General features: G+C 73.3%; 17 protein-coding genes. 8 read left to right on the forward strand and 9 right to left on the reverse strand.

What is annotated here, in order from left to right; translation table 11 throughout:
* Position 1: 1 nt before the first annotated feature.
* A complete protein-coding gene (rsmA, locus tag J5Y09_RS11260; protein WP_342451457.1) occupies positions 2-847 on the forward strand; it encodes a 16S rRNA (adenine(1518)-N(6)/adenine(1519)-N(6))-dimethyltransferase RsmA in 846 nt (281 codons plus the stop codon).
* On the opposite strand, the gene J5Y09_RS11265 is transcribed toward rsmA, so the two are convergent.
* Genes J5Y09_RS11265 through J5Y09_RS11275 form a run of 3 tightly spaced genes read right to left on the reverse strand, consistent with a single transcriptional unit; the run spans position 837 to position 3,295 of the window.
* A complete protein-coding gene (locus J5Y09_RS11265; protein WP_209351846.1) occupies positions 837-1,760 on the reverse strand; it encodes an AEC family transporter in 924 nt (307 codons plus the stop codon). The genes rsmA and J5Y09_RS11265 overlap by 11 nt on opposite strands.
* 4 nt (positions 1,761-1,764) lie before the next feature.
* A complete protein-coding gene (gene gmk / locus J5Y09_RS11270) occupies positions 1,765-2,400 on the reverse strand; it encodes a guanylate kinase (protein WP_209351847.1) in 636 nt (211 codons plus the stop codon).
* Positions 2,390-3,295, reverse strand: coding sequence for a YicC/YloC family endoribonuclease (locus J5Y09_RS11275; RefSeq protein ID WP_245217037.1), 906 nt, complete (start codon positions 3,293-3,295; stop codon positions 2,390-2,392). Before J5Y09_RS11275 ends, gmk begins: the two co-directional genes overlap by 11 nt.
* A gap of 28 nt (positions 3,296-3,323) precedes the next feature.
* Between J5Y09_RS11275 and J5Y09_RS11280 the strand changes: the two genes are divergently transcribed.
* Positions 3,324-4,106, forward strand: a complete 783-nt coding sequence (locus J5Y09_RS11280; RefSeq protein ID WP_209351848.1) for an SDR family NAD(P)-dependent oxidoreductase — start codon at positions 3,324-3,326, stop codon at positions 4,104-4,106.
* Here J5Y09_RS11280 and J5Y09_RS11285 read toward each other — a convergent pair.
* On the reverse strand, positions 4,103-4,918 hold the full coding sequence (locus J5Y09_RS11285) for a S49 family peptidase (protein ID WP_209351849.1): 816 nt from the start codon (positions 4,916-4,918) through the stop codon (positions 4,103-4,105). The genes J5Y09_RS11280 and J5Y09_RS11285 overlap by 4 nt on opposite strands.
* Positions 4,919-4,993: 75 nt before the next feature.
* Between J5Y09_RS11285 and J5Y09_RS11290 the strand changes: the two genes are divergently transcribed.
* From J5Y09_RS11290 to J5Y09_RS11300, 3 genes are all read left to right on the forward strand, one after another.
* Positions 4,994-6,190 (forward strand): FAD-dependent oxidoreductase, encoded by a 1,197-nt coding sequence (locus J5Y09_RS11290; RefSeq protein ID WP_209351850.1) that lies wholly within the window; start codon positions 4,994-4,996, stop codon positions 6,188-6,190.
* Positions 6,191-6,344: 154 nt separating this feature from the next.
* Complete coding sequence (locus J5Y09_RS11295) at positions 6,345-6,977, forward strand: isochorismatase family protein (protein WP_209351851.1); 633 nt, start codon at positions 6,345-6,347, stop codon at positions 6,975-6,977.
* Positions 6,974-7,753, forward strand: coding sequence for a hypothetical protein (locus tag J5Y09_RS11300; protein WP_209351852.1), 780 nt, complete (start codon positions 6,974-6,976; stop codon positions 7,751-7,753). Before J5Y09_RS11295 ends, J5Y09_RS11300 begins: the two co-directional genes overlap by 4 nt.
* 60 nt (positions 7,754-7,813) lie before the next feature.
* Here J5Y09_RS11300 and J5Y09_RS11305 read toward each other — a convergent pair whose 3' ends face one another.
* A complete protein-coding gene (locus tag J5Y09_RS11305; protein ID WP_209351853.1) occupies positions 7,814-8,785 on the reverse strand; it encodes a Bug family tripartite tricarboxylate transporter substrate binding protein in 972 nt (323 codons plus the stop codon).
* A 139-nt stretch (positions 8,786-8,924) separates the two neighbouring features.
* Here J5Y09_RS11305 and J5Y09_RS11310 point away from each other — a divergent pair, with 139 nt between their 5' ends.
* Positions 8,925-9,674, forward strand: coding sequence for a maleate cis-trans isomerase family protein (locus tag J5Y09_RS11310; RefSeq protein WP_209351854.1), 750 nt, complete (start codon positions 8,925-8,927; stop codon positions 9,672-9,674).
* Positions 9,675-9,679: 5 nt separating this feature from the next.
* On the forward strand, positions 9,680-10,108 hold the full coding sequence (locus J5Y09_RS11315) for a CoA-binding protein (RefSeq protein ID WP_209351855.1): 429 nt from the start codon (positions 9,680-9,682) through the stop codon (positions 10,106-10,108).
* A gap of 6 nt (positions 10,109-10,114) precedes the next feature.
* Here the strand turns inward: J5Y09_RS11315 and J5Y09_RS11320 are convergent, their stop codons facing one another.
* Positions 10,115-10,777 carry a hypothetical protein gene (locus tag J5Y09_RS11320; protein WP_209351856.1) on the reverse strand — a complete coding sequence of 221 codons (663 nt, stop codon included), beginning with the start codon at positions 10,775-10,777 and terminating at the stop codon, positions 10,115-10,117.
* Positions 10,778-10,966: 189 nt separating this feature from the next.
* Here J5Y09_RS11320 and J5Y09_RS11325 point away from each other — a divergent pair, with 189 nt between their 5' ends.
* Positions 10,967-11,698 (forward strand): DUF2076 domain-containing protein, encoded by a 732-nt coding sequence (locus tag J5Y09_RS11325; RefSeq protein ID WP_209351857.1) that lies wholly within the window; start codon positions 10,967-10,969, stop codon positions 11,696-11,698.
* A gap of 78 nt (positions 11,699-11,776) precedes the next feature.
* Here the strand turns inward: J5Y09_RS11325 and J5Y09_RS11330 are convergent, their stop codons facing one another.
* From J5Y09_RS11330 to J5Y09_RS11340, 3 genes are all read right to left on the reverse strand, one after another.
* Positions 11,777-12,571 (reverse strand): hypothetical protein, encoded by a 795-nt coding sequence (locus J5Y09_RS11330; RefSeq protein ID WP_209351858.1) that lies wholly within the window; start codon positions 12,569-12,571, stop codon positions 11,777-11,779.
* Positions 12,561-13,001: a hypothetical protein gene (locus J5Y09_RS11335; protein ID WP_209351859.1), complete on the reverse strand. Its 441-nt coding sequence runs from the start codon at positions 12,999-13,001 to the stop codon at positions 12,561-12,563. Before J5Y09_RS11335 ends, J5Y09_RS11330 begins: the two co-directional genes overlap by 11 nt.
* A gap of 105 nt (positions 13,002-13,106) precedes the next feature.
* Positions 13,107-14,112, reverse strand: a 1,006-nt coding sequence (locus J5Y09_RS11340; protein ID WP_209351860.1) for a caspase family protein, incomplete at its 5' end; no start/stop codon positions are given.

Genomic DNA, 14,112 nt, shown 5'->3' on the forward strand with positions numbered 1-14,112 from the left:
GGTGACCACGCCCGACCTGCCGAGCCTGCGCGAGACCGTCGCGCGGCACGGCCTCGATGCGCGCAAGTCGCTTGGCCAGCATTTCCTGCTCGACCCCGCCGTCTGCGCGCGCATCGCGGCACTCGCCGGCGACCTGTCCGGGCGGCATGTGCTGGAAGTGGGCCCGGGCCCGGGGGGGCTGACCCGCGCGCTGCTCGCGACACCGGCGGCGGAGGTGGTGGCGCTCGAACTCGACCGCCGCGCGGTCGCGGCGCTGGCCGAGCTCGCGGCCGCGCATCCCGGCCGGCTTCGCGTCATCGAGGGCGATGCGCTGAAGGCGGACCCGGCCGCGCTGCTGCCCGCGCCGCGCCGGATCGTCGCCAACCTGCCCTACAACGTCGCCTCCCCGCTGCTGGTCGGCTGGCTGCGCGGCGCCGCGGCGCTGGAAGGCATGGCGCTGATGTTCCAGCAGGAAGTCGCCGAGCGCATCTGCGCCGCGCCGGATACCGAGGCCTATGGGCGGCTGTCCGTCCTCGCCCAATGGCGCTGCCGCTGCACCATGCTGCTGCGCCTGCCGCCCGGCGCCTTCAGCCCGCCGCCCAAGGTGTGGTCGGCCGTGGTCGGCTTCACGCCGCATGCGGAGGACCCCGGCCCGGCCCTGTTCGCGGCGATGGAACGCACCACGGCGGCCGCTTTCGGCCAGCGGCGCAAGATGCTGCGCGGAGCGCTGAAGTCGCTCGGCGATGCCGAGGGGCTGCTGGCCGCCGCGGGCATCGACGGCGCGCGGCGGGCGGAAACTCTGAGCGTCGCGGAATTCGACGCGCTGGCGCGCGCGGTCCTGGCCCGCGGCGGAAGCGCTAGGGCCTGAACCAGGCCAGCACGCCCGCCAGCGTCACCACCGAGATCACCGTCGAGACGAGCACCGTAGCACCTGACCGCTCCGCGCCGACCTCGTAGCGACGGGCGAGCATGAAGGCGTTCGCACCGGTCGGCAGCGCCGCGGTCGTGACCGCGACCGCGGTCTCCAGCGGCCCCAGGCCGAACAGTGCGCACAACCCCCAGACCAGCAGCGGCATGGCGGCCAGCTTGAGCACCACCGCCCAGGCGACCTCCGCCATCGCGCCGCCGAGCCGGAACGTCGCGAGCGACCCGCCGAGGCAGAACAGCGCCAGCGGCGGGCTCGCCGCGCCGAGCAATTCCAGCACGCGCCGCATCGCATCCGGGACCGGCAGCGCCAGGCTGCTCCAGACCAGCGCCGCGAGCACCGCCATCACGATCGGGTTGCGCACCACGCCCGCGACCGTCGCGCGCAGGATGCGTCCGACAGGTGCGTGCGCATTCAGCCCGATCTCCGCGACGATGGTGCCGAGGGAAAGCAGCACCATGGAATGCAGCGCGATCAGCGCAAGCAGCACGGCAAGGCCGGCCTGGCCATAGGCCGCGGCGACGAGCGGGATGCCCATCATCACCGTGTTGCCGAAGGTGCAGTTCAGCGCGAGCAGACCGGAATCCGCGAGCGGCAGCCGCAGCCGCCGCGTGCCGAGCCAGAGCACGAAGCCATAGACGATCAGGGCCGCGACGAAGAACAGGATCGCCGCGAGCCCGCCCCGCGTGCTGCCGGAGGTGCCGCCTGCGAACAGCAGCGCGGGCGAGGCGATCGAGAAGGTGAAGGCGATCAGCGCGCGGAAGCCGGCCTGGTCCATCCATTTCCACGCCGCCGCCGCCCAGCCCATGGCGACGATGACGAAGACCGGCGCGACGATGCCGAGGATGACGCCCACGCGCTCAGCCGGCGAGCAGCCCGGCGATGAAGCCGGCCATGCCGGGCTGGCGGCGCCGTTCCGTCCGCGCCGCATGCAGGATGGCGCGCACCTGCGCGACCGTCGCGGCGAAGTCGCGGTTCACCACCACATGGTCGAACTCGTCCCAGTGGGTGATCTCCTCCCGCGCCGCGGCCATGCGGCGGGCGATCTCGACCTCGCTGTCCTGGCCACGGCCGCGCAGCCGCTTTTCCAGGTCCGGCAGGGAGGGCGGGAGGAGGAAGACGCCGACCACGTCCTCGGCCATCGCCGCCTTCATCTGGCGATGGCCCTGCCATTCGATGTCGAACAACACGTCGCGCCCCGCGCCGAGGGCCGCTTCCACCGGCGCGCGCGGCGTGCCGTAGGCGCGGCCGAGGAAGCGGGCGTGCTCCAGGAACTCGCCCTGCGCCGCCATCGCGTCGAACTGCTCGGGCGTCCTGAAGAAGTAATGGACGCCCTCCTGCTCCCCCGGGCGCGGCGGGCGCGTGGTGGCGCTGACGGAGAGCGACAGGTCGGGCTCCGTCTCCAGCAGCGCGCGGGAGACGGAGGTCTTGCCCGCCCCCGGCGCCGCCGCGAGCACGAGGCAGAGCCCGCGCCGCGCGATGCCCTCATTCGACATTCGCCGACTGCTCCTTCAGCCGCTCGATCGCCGCCTTCATCTCGAGCCCGATGCGCGTCAGCGGGATCGAGGAGGATTTGCTGCACAGCGTGTTCGCCTCGCGGACGAATTCCTGCGTCAGGAAATCGAGCTTGCGGCCGATCGCCTCCCCGCTCGCCAGCAGCCGCCGCGCCTCGGCGATATGGGCGGACAGGCGGTCGAGCTCCTCCCGCACGTCGGACTTGGTCGCGAGCATCGCGACCTCCTGCGCGAGCCGTTCCTCCGGCACGCGGCGCTCGCCTTCCAGCAGCGCGGCGAGGCTTTCGCGCAGCCGGGCCAGGTGCAGCGCCGGCTGGTCGGACGCTTCCTTGGCGGCGAGGTCGCGCAGCGCCACGACCTCATCCAGCAATACGCCGAGAATCTCGGCGAGCTTCGACCCCTCCGCACGGCGGGATTCGACGAGACCGTCCAGCGCGCGGGCGAAGGCGGCGGCGATGGCGGCGCGCTTGCCTTCTTCCTCCGCCTCGTCCGGTTCGCGCGCCTCGGCGCGCAGCACGCCGGGCAGCGTCAGCAGCGCCTCGGCGCGCGGGGCCGGCGCGCCGGGGATCCGCGCGGCGAGGTCGAGCGCGATGCGCAGCGCCTGTTCCAGCGCCTCCGGGTCCGGCGTCAGGCGCGCCGCGCTCCGATCCTCCCGCTTCAGGGTCAGCGTCGCGCTGACATTGCCGCGCTTGAGCAGCCGCGCGGCGGCTTCCTTCAGCGGCGTCTCCAACGCGTCGAAGCCGTTGGGCAGGCGCAGGCGCACGTCGAGGCCGCGGCCGTTGACGCTGCGCACTTCCCAGACGAAGGAGGAACCGTCGGCCAGCGTGCCGCCCTCTCGGGCGAAGCCGGTCATGGAGGAGAGGGGGGCGGCGGACATGCGCGCTTCTCCCCCGCGGAGGGTCGGGATGCAAGCCGCCTGGGACCATGTGCTGATCACCGGCGCCTCCTCCGGCCTGGGCCGCGCCCTGGCCGAGGCCTGCGCGCGGCCGGGCGCGGTGCTGCATCTTTCCGGCCGCGACGCGACGCGGCTGGAGGAAGCGGCGGCGGCCTGCCGCGCGAAGGGCGCCGATGTGCGCCCGGCAGCGGTGGATGTGCGGGACGCGCCGGCGATGGCGCGCTGGATCGCGCAAGCAGGGCGGCTCGACCTGGTCATCGCCAATGCCGGCATCTCGGCCGGCACGGGCGGGGATACGGAACCGGCGGCGCAGGCGGCGCGGATCTTCGAGACCAACCTGACCGGCGTGCTGAACACCGCCCTGCCGGCGATCGAGGCCATGGCGCGCCAGGCGCCGGGCGCGGACGGGGTGCGCGGGCGGGTCGCGGTGATCGCCTCGCTCGCCGCCTTCGTCGCAGCCCCCGGCGCGCCGGCCTATTGCGCCAGCAAGGCGGCGGTGCAGCGCTGGGCGGAAGCGCTCGACGCGAGCGAGCGGCGGCGCGGCATCCGCCTGCACGCCATCTGCCCCGGATACGTCCGGACGCCGATGACGGCGCGCAACGCGTTCCCGATGCCCTTCCTGATGGATGCGGAGGAAGCGGCGCGGCGGACGCTGTCGGGCATCGCGCGCGGGCGGGTCCGCGTGGCCTATCCCTGGCCCACCTACGCCATGGCGCGCTTCGCGGGTGCGCTGCCGCCCGCCGTCACGGCGTGGTTCTTCTCCCGCGTTCCGGCCAAGGCGGCGGAGGGCTAGAGCCCGAGCCGCGCCCAGGCCGCGCGTTCCTCGGCGACGTGCGCCAGCGCCTCCACGCCCTCCCGCGCGCCGGGGATCAGGCGCCAGGGGAAGGGGCGGCGTCGCTGGCCGAGGCGGATGATGCGGACCTTCTCCCCGAAGCGGCGCCGCGCCTCGCCCTCCGCATCGCCGAGCGCGTCCGCAAGGCCCAGACCCACCGCTTCCCGCCCCGTCCAGAAGCGGCCGGTGAACAACGATTCCTCCGGCGCCTTCAGCTTCGCCCCGCGCCGGGCACGGATCCAGGCCTTGAACTCCTCGTGCAGCGTGGCGAGCAGTTCCTCGAGCCGCGCCACATCCTCCGCACGCTCCGGCGCGAAGGGGTCGAGGAAGGATTTTTCCGACCCCGCCGTGCGAAGCCGCCGCGCGATGCCGAGCCGCGCGATCGCCTGGTCGAAGCCGAAGCCGGCGCTGATCACCCCGATGGACCCCAGGATGGAGGCCGGGTCCGCCACGATCTCGTCCGCCGCCGCGGCGATCCAGTAGCCGCCGGAGGCCGCGGCATCCTCGACCACCGCGATGGTCGGCACCTTCTTCTCCTCCGCCAGCCGCCGGATGCGCCGGGCGATCAGGGAGGATTGCACCGGCGAGCCGCCCGGCGAGTTCACCACGAGCATGACCGCCGAAAGCCGGCCGAGCGCGAAGGCGCGGTCGAGCAGCGGGCCGATGCCGGCATCGTTCAGCCCGCCGGACAGCGGGTCGGGCCGGGCGGCGATCAGTCCCGAAAGCCGGACCAGGGCCACGCGCGGCGAACGGTCGAGGAAGGGGATGTGCATGCCCCATAGATGCCGCCGCCCGGCCCCGCATCAAGCGGCCTTGCCGCGGCCCGCCGCGCGCGCTGCAATGGGGCCATGACAGACAACCGTGTCCTGATCGCCGGCGCGGGCCCGGCGGGCCTGGTCGCCGCCGCCGCGCTGGCGGAGGAAGGCATTCCAGTGACCATCGTCGAGCAGGCGCGTGACCTGCCTGACGACCTGCGGGCTTCCACCTTCCATCCGCCGACGCTCGACATGCTGGAACGCTTCGGCGTGGTGGAGGCGATGATCGCGCAGGGCCTGGTCTGCCCCACCTGGCAGTTCCGCGACCGCCACCAGGGCGTGATCGCGACCTTCGACCTCGGCATGCTGAAGGACGACACCAAGCACCCCTACCGGCTGCAATGCGAGCAGTGGCGGCTGACGCGCATGCTGCGCGACCGGCTGGGCAGCAACCCGGACGTCACCTTCCTGTACGACGCGAAGGCGGTGGACGTGGCGCAGGATGCCGACGGCGTGACGCTGACGGTGGAACGCCCGGACGGGACGCGGGAGAGGCTGCGCGGGCGCTACCTCGTGGGCGCGGACGGCGCGTCGTCCGCCGTGCGCAAGGCGCTCGGCATCGGCTTCGACGGCATCACCATACCCGAGATCTTCCTCACGCTCTCGACCACCTTCCCCTTCCACGAGGCGATCGCGGACCTGTCGAACATCGCCTACATCTCCGACCCCGAGGAATGGTTCGTGCTGCTGCGCACGGCCTCGCTCTGGCGCGTGCTGTTCCCGACCGATCCGGGGGAGAGCGAGGCGCGCATGATGGACCCGGCGCGGATCGAGGAACGGCTGCAGGCCGTGGTGCCGAACCCGTCCGGCTACGAGCTGCGCCACCGCACCGCCTATCGCGTGCATGAGCGCGTCGCCGACACCTACGCGAAAGGCCGCTGCTTCATCGCCGGCGATGCCGCGCACATCAACAACCCGCTCGGCGGCATGGGCATGAATGGCGGCGTGCACGACGCCTTCAACCTGGCGGGCAAGCTCGCCGAGGTCTGGCGCGGCGGCGACCCCGCGCTGATGGAACGCTATTCGCGCCAGCGACGGAAGGTCGCGCTCGAGACGGTGCAGGCGACGACGATGCGCAACCGCCAGATCCTGAACCAGCGCGACCCAGAGGTGCGGCGCGCCTATCACGACGAGCTGCGCGCCACCGCCGCCGATCCGGGCAAGCACCGGGCCTTCCTGCTGCGCACCTCGATGATCCAGTCGCTGCGCGACCTGGAGCAGGTGGCGTGACCCGAAGCCGAATCCTCGGCGCAAGCCTCAGCCTCGCGCCGCGAGCGCAACGCGCGACCGCGCCCAGCCCGACCACGCCTCCCGACGCAACAGCCCATGGCGCGAAGGCAAGCGGCCCGGATGGGCCGCGCCCGCCGTTTGAGGGACATGCACCATGAGCGGACATCCCGAAGCCGACATCTACCACCGCCAGGGCATGGGCAACCGCGCCGGCTTCGGCCAGGCGCCGGCGCTGGTGATCGTGGATTTCGTGGTCGGCTTTTCCGACCCCGAGCATTTCGGCGGCGGCAACATCGCCCCCGCCATCGAACAGACGGTGCGGCTTCTCGACTTCGCGCGCCGGCAGCGCTGGCCGGTGGCGCATACCCGCGTCGTCTACGCCGATGACGGGTCGGATGCCGGCGTCTTCACGCTGAAGGCGCCGAGCCTGCGCAAGCTGACGGAGGCCAGCCCGCTGTCGCAGATCGTGCAGGAACTGACGCCGCTGCCGGGTGAGCTGGTCGTCCGCAAGCAGGGCGCATCGGCCTTCTTCGACACCAACCTCGCCGGCTGGCTCGCCTTCCGCCGGGTGGACACGGTGCTGGTCGCGGGCTGCACCACCTCGGGCTGCGTGCGCGCGACGGTGGTGGATTCGATGCAGAACAACTTCCGCACCATCTGCGTGACGGATTGCGTCGGCGACCGCGCCATCGCGCCGCATGAGGCGAACCTCTTCGACATGGGCCAGAAATACGCGGACCTGATGACCCGAGCGGAGCTCGAGGCCGCCTGGACCGCGCCGCGGTGAGCCTGGCCGAGATCCGCGAGGCGGAGGCCACACCCGGCGACGCCGCCATCTATGCGGGCCTGCGCGCCGGTGTCGGCGTGGCGCAGGTGAACCTGATCTGGCGGCATGCGGCCACGCTGCCCGGCGTGCTGGACTGGCTCTGGGCGCAGGCGGGGCCGTGCCTCGAGACCGGCGCCGCGGCCGGCGCGCGGGACAGGATCGCGCGGCGCGTGCCGATCCCCGGCATGCCGCGCGCCGCGGTGCCGGCGGACCTCGCCGCGCTGGTCGCGACCTACAACCGCGGCAACCTGACGAACCTCGCGGTGCTGACGGCGATCCGCCGCCGCGCGGAGGGCGTCGCGCCGGGCGCACAGGGCGCGGCCGCGTCGGTTGGCGCGATGCTCCCCGCACCGCCGCCGCTGCCGCGGCTCGGCGGGTTGCCGCCCGTGCTGGCGGCCGCAGCGCGCGCGCTCGCCGCACGCCACGGCCTTTCCGACCCTGCGGTGATGCCGAGCCTGTACCTGCACCTCGCGCATTGGCCGGAGGTGCTCACGGCGCTGCCCGAAACGCTCGCGCCGCTGTTCGCCGATGGCGCGCTGGCACGGGCGCGGGATGCCGCGGTCGCGGCGGCCGAGGCCGAGGCGCCCGGCCTGATCGCCGCCCTCGGCCCAGCGCCTGACGCACCCACCGAGCTGCCCGGCTTCCTCGCGACGCTGGGCCTGTTCACGCGGGAGGTCATCCCCGGCATGGTCCCGGTCGGCCTCGCCCTTCGCGCCGCCTTCGCCACGGCCGCCTGACCGCCGCGCCGGCAGCGCGCCGCCGACAGCGCGGGGAGGATTCCCCTCCCCGGCCCTTCGCTACCCTGCCCGCGCCCCTGTCGCGCGGATGATCGCCCCCATGCGCTCGCTCTGCTCGGCCATGAAGCGCGCGAATTCCGCGCGGCGCATCATGCGCGGCACGGATCCGCCGGCGACGATGCGCTGGCGCAGGTCAGCTTCTTCCATGCAGGCCGCCAGCGCCTCGTCCAGCCGCGCGAGGATCGGCTCCGGCACACCCGCCGGCGCGGCGAGGCCGAACCAGCCCGTGGTGGTCACGTCCACGCCCTGTTCGCGCATCGTCGGCAGGTCGGGGAAGGCGGGCACGCGCTCAGGCCCGCTCACCGCGATCGGGCGCATCCGCCCGGCCTGCGCCATGCCGCTGACGGCCGAGATGGATTGGAACAGCACGTCGAGCCGCCCCTCGATCAGGTCCGTGTTCATCTGCCCGGCCTGGTTGTAGGGCGCGTGGATGATCTCGATGCCCGTGATCTGGCCGAACTGCGCCGCGGCAAGATGCTGGGAGGAACCGATGCCGACCGAGCCGAAGTTGAGCGGCCGTCCAAGCCCCTTGGCCCAGGCGATGAAGCCCTGCAGGTCGCGCGGCGGGATCTGCGGCGGCACGACGACGATGTTGGGCACCAGCGCGATCATGCCGACCGCGGCGAAATCCTTCTCCGGGTCGAAGGGCATGTTCGCGTGCAGCCATTTGTTGGCGGCGTGGGAGGCGATGGAGGCCAGCCCGACCGTGTAGCCATCCGGCGCGCTGCGCGCGACCGCGGTCATGCCGATATTGGTGCCGGCGCCTGGCCGGTTTTCCACCACCACGGTCTGGCCGAGCCGCGCGCCGAGCCTGTCGCCCACCAGGCGGGACAGCACGTCGCCCGCGCCGCCCGCGGGGCCGGGGTTGATCCAGCGGATCGGCCGATCCGGCCAGGGCGCCTGCGCGCGCGCCGACGCGGGCAGCGCCAGCGCGGGCGCGGCGAGGAGGACGCGGCGGCGGATGCTGGTCATGGCGAGGTCTCCGGCGAAAAGCGGTCGGTTCTGCTTGCGGGCAATGTTGCTTGCACGCGCCGTGCCGGCAAGCGGCCGGGGCTGGCGCGGCGCCGCGCCTGTGGCAGGCTGCCGCGCACCTGATGCGACGGAGGCTGCGATGGGCAAGGACATTCTGGGCTGGCGGAAGCTCTTCGGGGTGATGGGCCCTTCGACCAACACCGTCGTGCAGCCGGATTTCGACATGATGCGCCCGGCGGGCGTGACGAACCACTATTCGCGCATCTTCACGCCGAACGCCGACGCGGTCTCCAACGAGACCTTCCGCAAGGGCGCGGAGCTGATCGGCGCGAACACGATGGACGCGGTGAAGTCCGTCATGACGTGCAATCCCGACTACCTGGTGATGGGCATGTCGGCGGTCACCTTCTTCGACGGCGCGAAGGGTGCCGACCGCTTCATCGGGCAGGTGAAGGAGGTGTCGGGCCTCGACATCTCCGTCGGCAGCCATTCGTGCACGGCGGCGCTGAATTCCTACGGCGGGGTGAAGCGGCTCGCGATCCTCTCGCCCTACTGGCCGGCGATGAACATCGAGGTGGCGCGCTATTTCGGCGACATGGGCTTCAGCGTGGTGCGCGACATCGCACTGCAATGCCGCTCCTGGACAGGCATCGCGCAGGTCACGCCGGCGCAGTGCGTGGCCGCGATCAAGCAGATCGACGGCGACGACGTGGACGCGATCGTGCAGGTGGGGACGAACCTGTCGATGGTGAAGCTGGCGGCGATGGCGGAGATGTGGCTCGGCAAGCCGGTCATCGCCATCAACACCGCCACCTACTGGCACGCGCTGCGCGCCAACGGGATCATGGACAAGGTGGAAGGCTGCGGGCGGCTGCTGGAGGAGTTCTGACCGCGATGGACGACGCCGCGATCCGCGCCCTGCTGCTCGCCACGCGCCGGGTCGCGGTCGTCGGCGCCTCCGACCGGGCGGACCGGCCGAGCGATGGCGTGTTCCGCTTCCTGCTCGACCGCGGCTACGCGGCCGTGCCGGTGAACCCGGCATTGGCGGGGCGCCCCGTGCATGGCGTGCCGTCCGTCGCGACGCTGGCGGATGCCGCACCGCTCGACATGGTGGACATCTTCCGCCGCAGCGCGGAGGCCGGCGCGGTGGTGGAGGAGGCGATCCGCCTCGGCGCGCGATCGGTCTGGATGCAGCTTGGCGTGGTGGACGAAGCGGCGGCGGCCCGCGCCCGCGCGGCCGGGATCGCGGTGGTGATGGATCGCTGCCCCGCGATCGAGTGGCGGCGGCTGTCGCTGCCGCCGCGCATCGACGCCGCGGGGTAAACCCGCTCAGCCGTGGATGTTCCCCGGCCGGGTTGTCCACTGGTACTGCACCGCGCCGCCGCGCGTGCCGACGATGCGGAGCGGCAGGATCGGGCCGTAGATCTCGTGCGCGAAGACCGGGCGGTAGTCGCACACCAGCCGGCCCATGGCGTCGGTGATGTAGACCCAGGTCGCCGGGCCGACGCGCCATGTCACGCCGCCATGATTGGCGATCGTCATGGCGACGATCCCGCGGCCGGAGGCGCCGTAGTTGCGGACGGAGGTGATGAAGGGCCGGTAGCGCGCGGGCTCGCGCGCCTTGGCGGCCTCGATGATGCCGTCCTCATGGTCCTCGACCGCCGCCTTGATCACGCCCGTCACGGCCGAGGCGACCGCGCCGAACGTGCCCGCGACGATCCCGGCGACGACGCCTCCGCCCCAGAGCGCGACATCGCCCGGCTGCGGCGGCCGGCCGCTCAGCACCCAGACGGCGGGCTGCACCAGCGCGCCCGCAACGGTACCAGCGCCGGCACGGCCGGCGACGCGAAGGCCTTGCTCGAGCGTGGTGGAGGCGATGGTCTGCGTCACCTCCCGCCCCATGTTCGAACTGTTGTTGATCAGGTCCGTGATGCCGTTGGCCTGTGGCGGCGGCGCGAAATTGGCGCCGGTCGTGGATGTCGTGCCGCTCATGGATCCTCCTCGCATGGCTCGGGCGGTCGAAATCTGCCACCGCAACGGTTGATCCCCAGTGATTCATTTCATGTCACGCAATGTCACACCGGCCCGCCTTGAAACCGCCCCGCCGCCGGGCCAATTCGCGGCCGGACGGTGGGGCGGGCGCGAATCCGCCCCCGCGCAATGTCGGGAGAGGATTGAGGGATGACGGACGAGGAACGGCGGATCATCACCGCCTTCGTTGAGCGGATCAGCGGCGCGACGCCGGTGGCGCAGGCGCCGACCGGCCCCTGGGGCGCGGCCCCGGCCCCGCAGCGGCCCAACCTGCCGCCGGTGGACCCGGAGGCGGACCGCCTGATCCAGGAGCTTTTCACCCGCCACCCTGAGGCGCGCTATCGCATCACCCAGACCGCCTTCGTGCAGGAAGCGGCGCTGGTGGAAGCGCAGAACCGCATCCAGCAGCTGGAATGGGAAGTCGAGAACGCGCGGCGCGAAGGCCAGGCCACGGCGGCGCGCGCCGGCGGCGGCGGGATGTTCGGCGGGCTGTTCGGCGGCCGCCAGGCCGGTCCGATGCCCCCGCCGATGCCGCCCCGCCCGCAGCCGCAGTACCCCGCCGGCTACAACCCGCAGGCGCTGCAGGGCCAGCAGGGCCGTGGCGGCATGGGCTTCCTCGGCACCGCCGCGGCGGCCGCGGCTGGCGTCGCCGGCGGCATGCTGCTCGGCAACATGCTGATGGGTGCGCTCGGCTCTGGCGGCGCGGCGCAGGCCGCCACGCCGGCGGCGGATGCCACGCCCTCCAGCTTCACCGACCCGGCCGCGGCCGAGGGCTGGGGTGGCGAGAAGGCCGCCGCCGACCAGGGCGGCTGGGGCCAGCAGCAGGACGCCGCCGCCTATGACGATGGCGGCGGCGACTGGGGCGGCGACGAGGAGATCTGACCGCGGCGCCCGGAGGCCTCGCCTCCGGGTCTCGCGCATCGAGCCTGCGAGGGGCGCGCCGTCAGGGCGCGCCCTTTGTCATTCCAGCAGCCGCCGGAAGCCGGTGGCGAGCGCCCCGGCCGAGGCCGCGAGCAGCGTCGCGTTCTCGGTCAGCGTCTTGAGCGCGGTGCTCCGCGCGGCGACTTGCTCGACACTCGTGCCCCGCAAGGCGCGCGCGACGGCGAGGGAGCGATCCTCCGGCTCCCGCCGCAGCGCCTTCGCCGCCAGGCCGCCGGCGAAGAAGCTCAGGCCGATGCTGAGGGCGAATTCCAGCGCCTCGAACAGGTCGCGCCGCGTCGTCGGCACGATTGGCGTGTCGTCATGCACCGACACGACCCAGGACATCAGCCCGACCGCCACCAGGCCGAGCGCGAGCCCCGCCACCGCGAGCGGCGCCGACGGCACGCGCCAGAGCCCCGGCGTTCCCGCCGCGACGGCGAAGGGCAGCAGGATGCAGGCGGCGCGCAGCACGATGACCGCGGCGTCGGTGCGGATCACGAGCAGCCAGTGCGCGCCGACGACCAGGGCGAGGGCGAGGCACCAGCCGAACAGCGGCGCGAGCCAGGACGGCATCTCCCGGCGCCGCGCGGCCGCGGCCGGCGCCTCGGCGGGCGCCGCCGCCGTGCCGACCAGGGCGAGCGCCGCACTCAGCTCGGTCACCTGCTCGCGCAGTCGCTCGATCTCCGCCTTCTGCTCGCGCTGCGCGAGCATGAGCGGCAGCGGGATGGAGATGTCGCGCCGGCAATGGCGGCAGACCACCGCGCCGGCGCGGATCGGCTCCGCGCAGAACGGGCAGGACAGGTCCGGCGGGGGGATGCCGCCGTCAGCGGACATCGACGTCCAGCACCGCGGCGGATTGCCGGCCCTGATCGTCCGCCACTTCGATCCGCAGGGCGTGCTTGCCGGCGGGCGCCAGCGCCTCGGGGATGTCGATGCCGCTCGCGGTGATGTAGCCCTGCAGGCGCGAGGTGATGTCGATCCGCCCGCCGCGCAGCAACGTCACGCGCACCGATGCCGGGTTCACCGCCGCGCCGCCGCGGCCGCTGAACTCGATGCGCAGCCAGAAGGGCTGGCCGGCCGGAACGGCGTTCAGGCGCGGGGCGACGTAGCGGATGCCCGGCCCGCGCGTGACGGCGCGGGTGCCCTGCGCGTCCTCGGCGGTGCCGAGCGCGGCCTCGCGTTCCGTCACCAGCCAGACGGAGGCGCGCGCGGTCCCCGGCGCGAGCAGGAGAGCGGGAAGCAGCAGCGTGGTGCGTCGCAGCATGGGCAGGTCCCCCTTCTGGGCGACAGTCCCGTTCCGTGAAGGAATCACGGAGAGGTTATGCGCTGAACGTTACCGCAGGCAACCGATCGTGAGCCACGAACCGGTTCAGCGGCCGAGGCGGCTGCGCGCCAGCGGCGCGAAGGTCCCGTCCGGATAGGCCTGGAGATAAGCCTCGAAATCGGCCGGTCGGCCGCCGGCGAGGGCGGATTGCCAGAACACCACCTCCCGGTCCGCGCCGCCGCGCACGACGCCACCCGCGGGTTCGGCCGCCGGCGCGGCGGAGGCGACCGGCGCGGGCGCCGCGGCCGGCGCGCCCACCAGCACCACATCCCCCGTCAGCGACGAATGATCCCAGGGCACCTGCCGCCCGCCCGTTGCCGCGACGACCGATTCCCGCACGCGGCGCATGGCGATCGCGATGTCGACGCCGGGCGTCGCCAGGTGCTGCGCCAGGGCCGAGGTGAAGGGGCTGTTCGCATCCCGCCCGTCCAGCGCGACATTGCCCGGCTGCGTCGCATAGGCGACGAGGGTGCCGAGCCCGCTCTGCACCTGCGCCAGCCCCTGCCCCACCGCGGCCGAACGCGTGCCGAGCGAGCGCTGGAAGCTGCGCGTCAGCGGATTGTCCCGGCAGGCGTCCAGGAAGACGAGGTTCGTCGCCGCCGAACTCTCCATGGCGCGCAGCACCTGGCCGAGCGAGACCGTCTCGAAGGCGAGGTCGCGCTCGCGCTCCAGCATCGCGTCGATCGGCAGCAGGTAGTTCTCGCCCGCGACCTGCATGGCGTGGCCGGCATAGAAGAACAGTCCGATGCGGCCGCCCTCGAGGCGGTTGCCGAATTCGCGGATCTTCGTCTCCATGCCGCGGCGGTCGAGGTCGAGGCCGAGCACCACCTCGAAGCCAGCGCCTTCCAGCACCTCCGCCATGCGCCGCGCATCGTTGGCCGGGTTCCGCAGCGGCGTGCCGTGGGTGTAGTCGCCATTGCCGATCACGAGGGCGACGCGGCGGCCGTCGATCGCCTGGGCGGGCGGGCGCGGCGCGGCGGCGACGGGTGGGGCGGCCGCGACAGCGGCGAGCGCGGCGGCGGTCGGTGCGGCGGCTGGCGGGGCAGCGGCG

Origin of the sequence: Roseomonas nitratireducens (assembly GCF_017813355.1) — a bacterium.
In the GTDB taxonomy this organism is placed as follows: Bacteria; Pseudomonadota; Alphaproteobacteria; order Acetobacterales; family Acetobacteraceae; genus Neoroseomonas; species Neoroseomonas nitratireducens.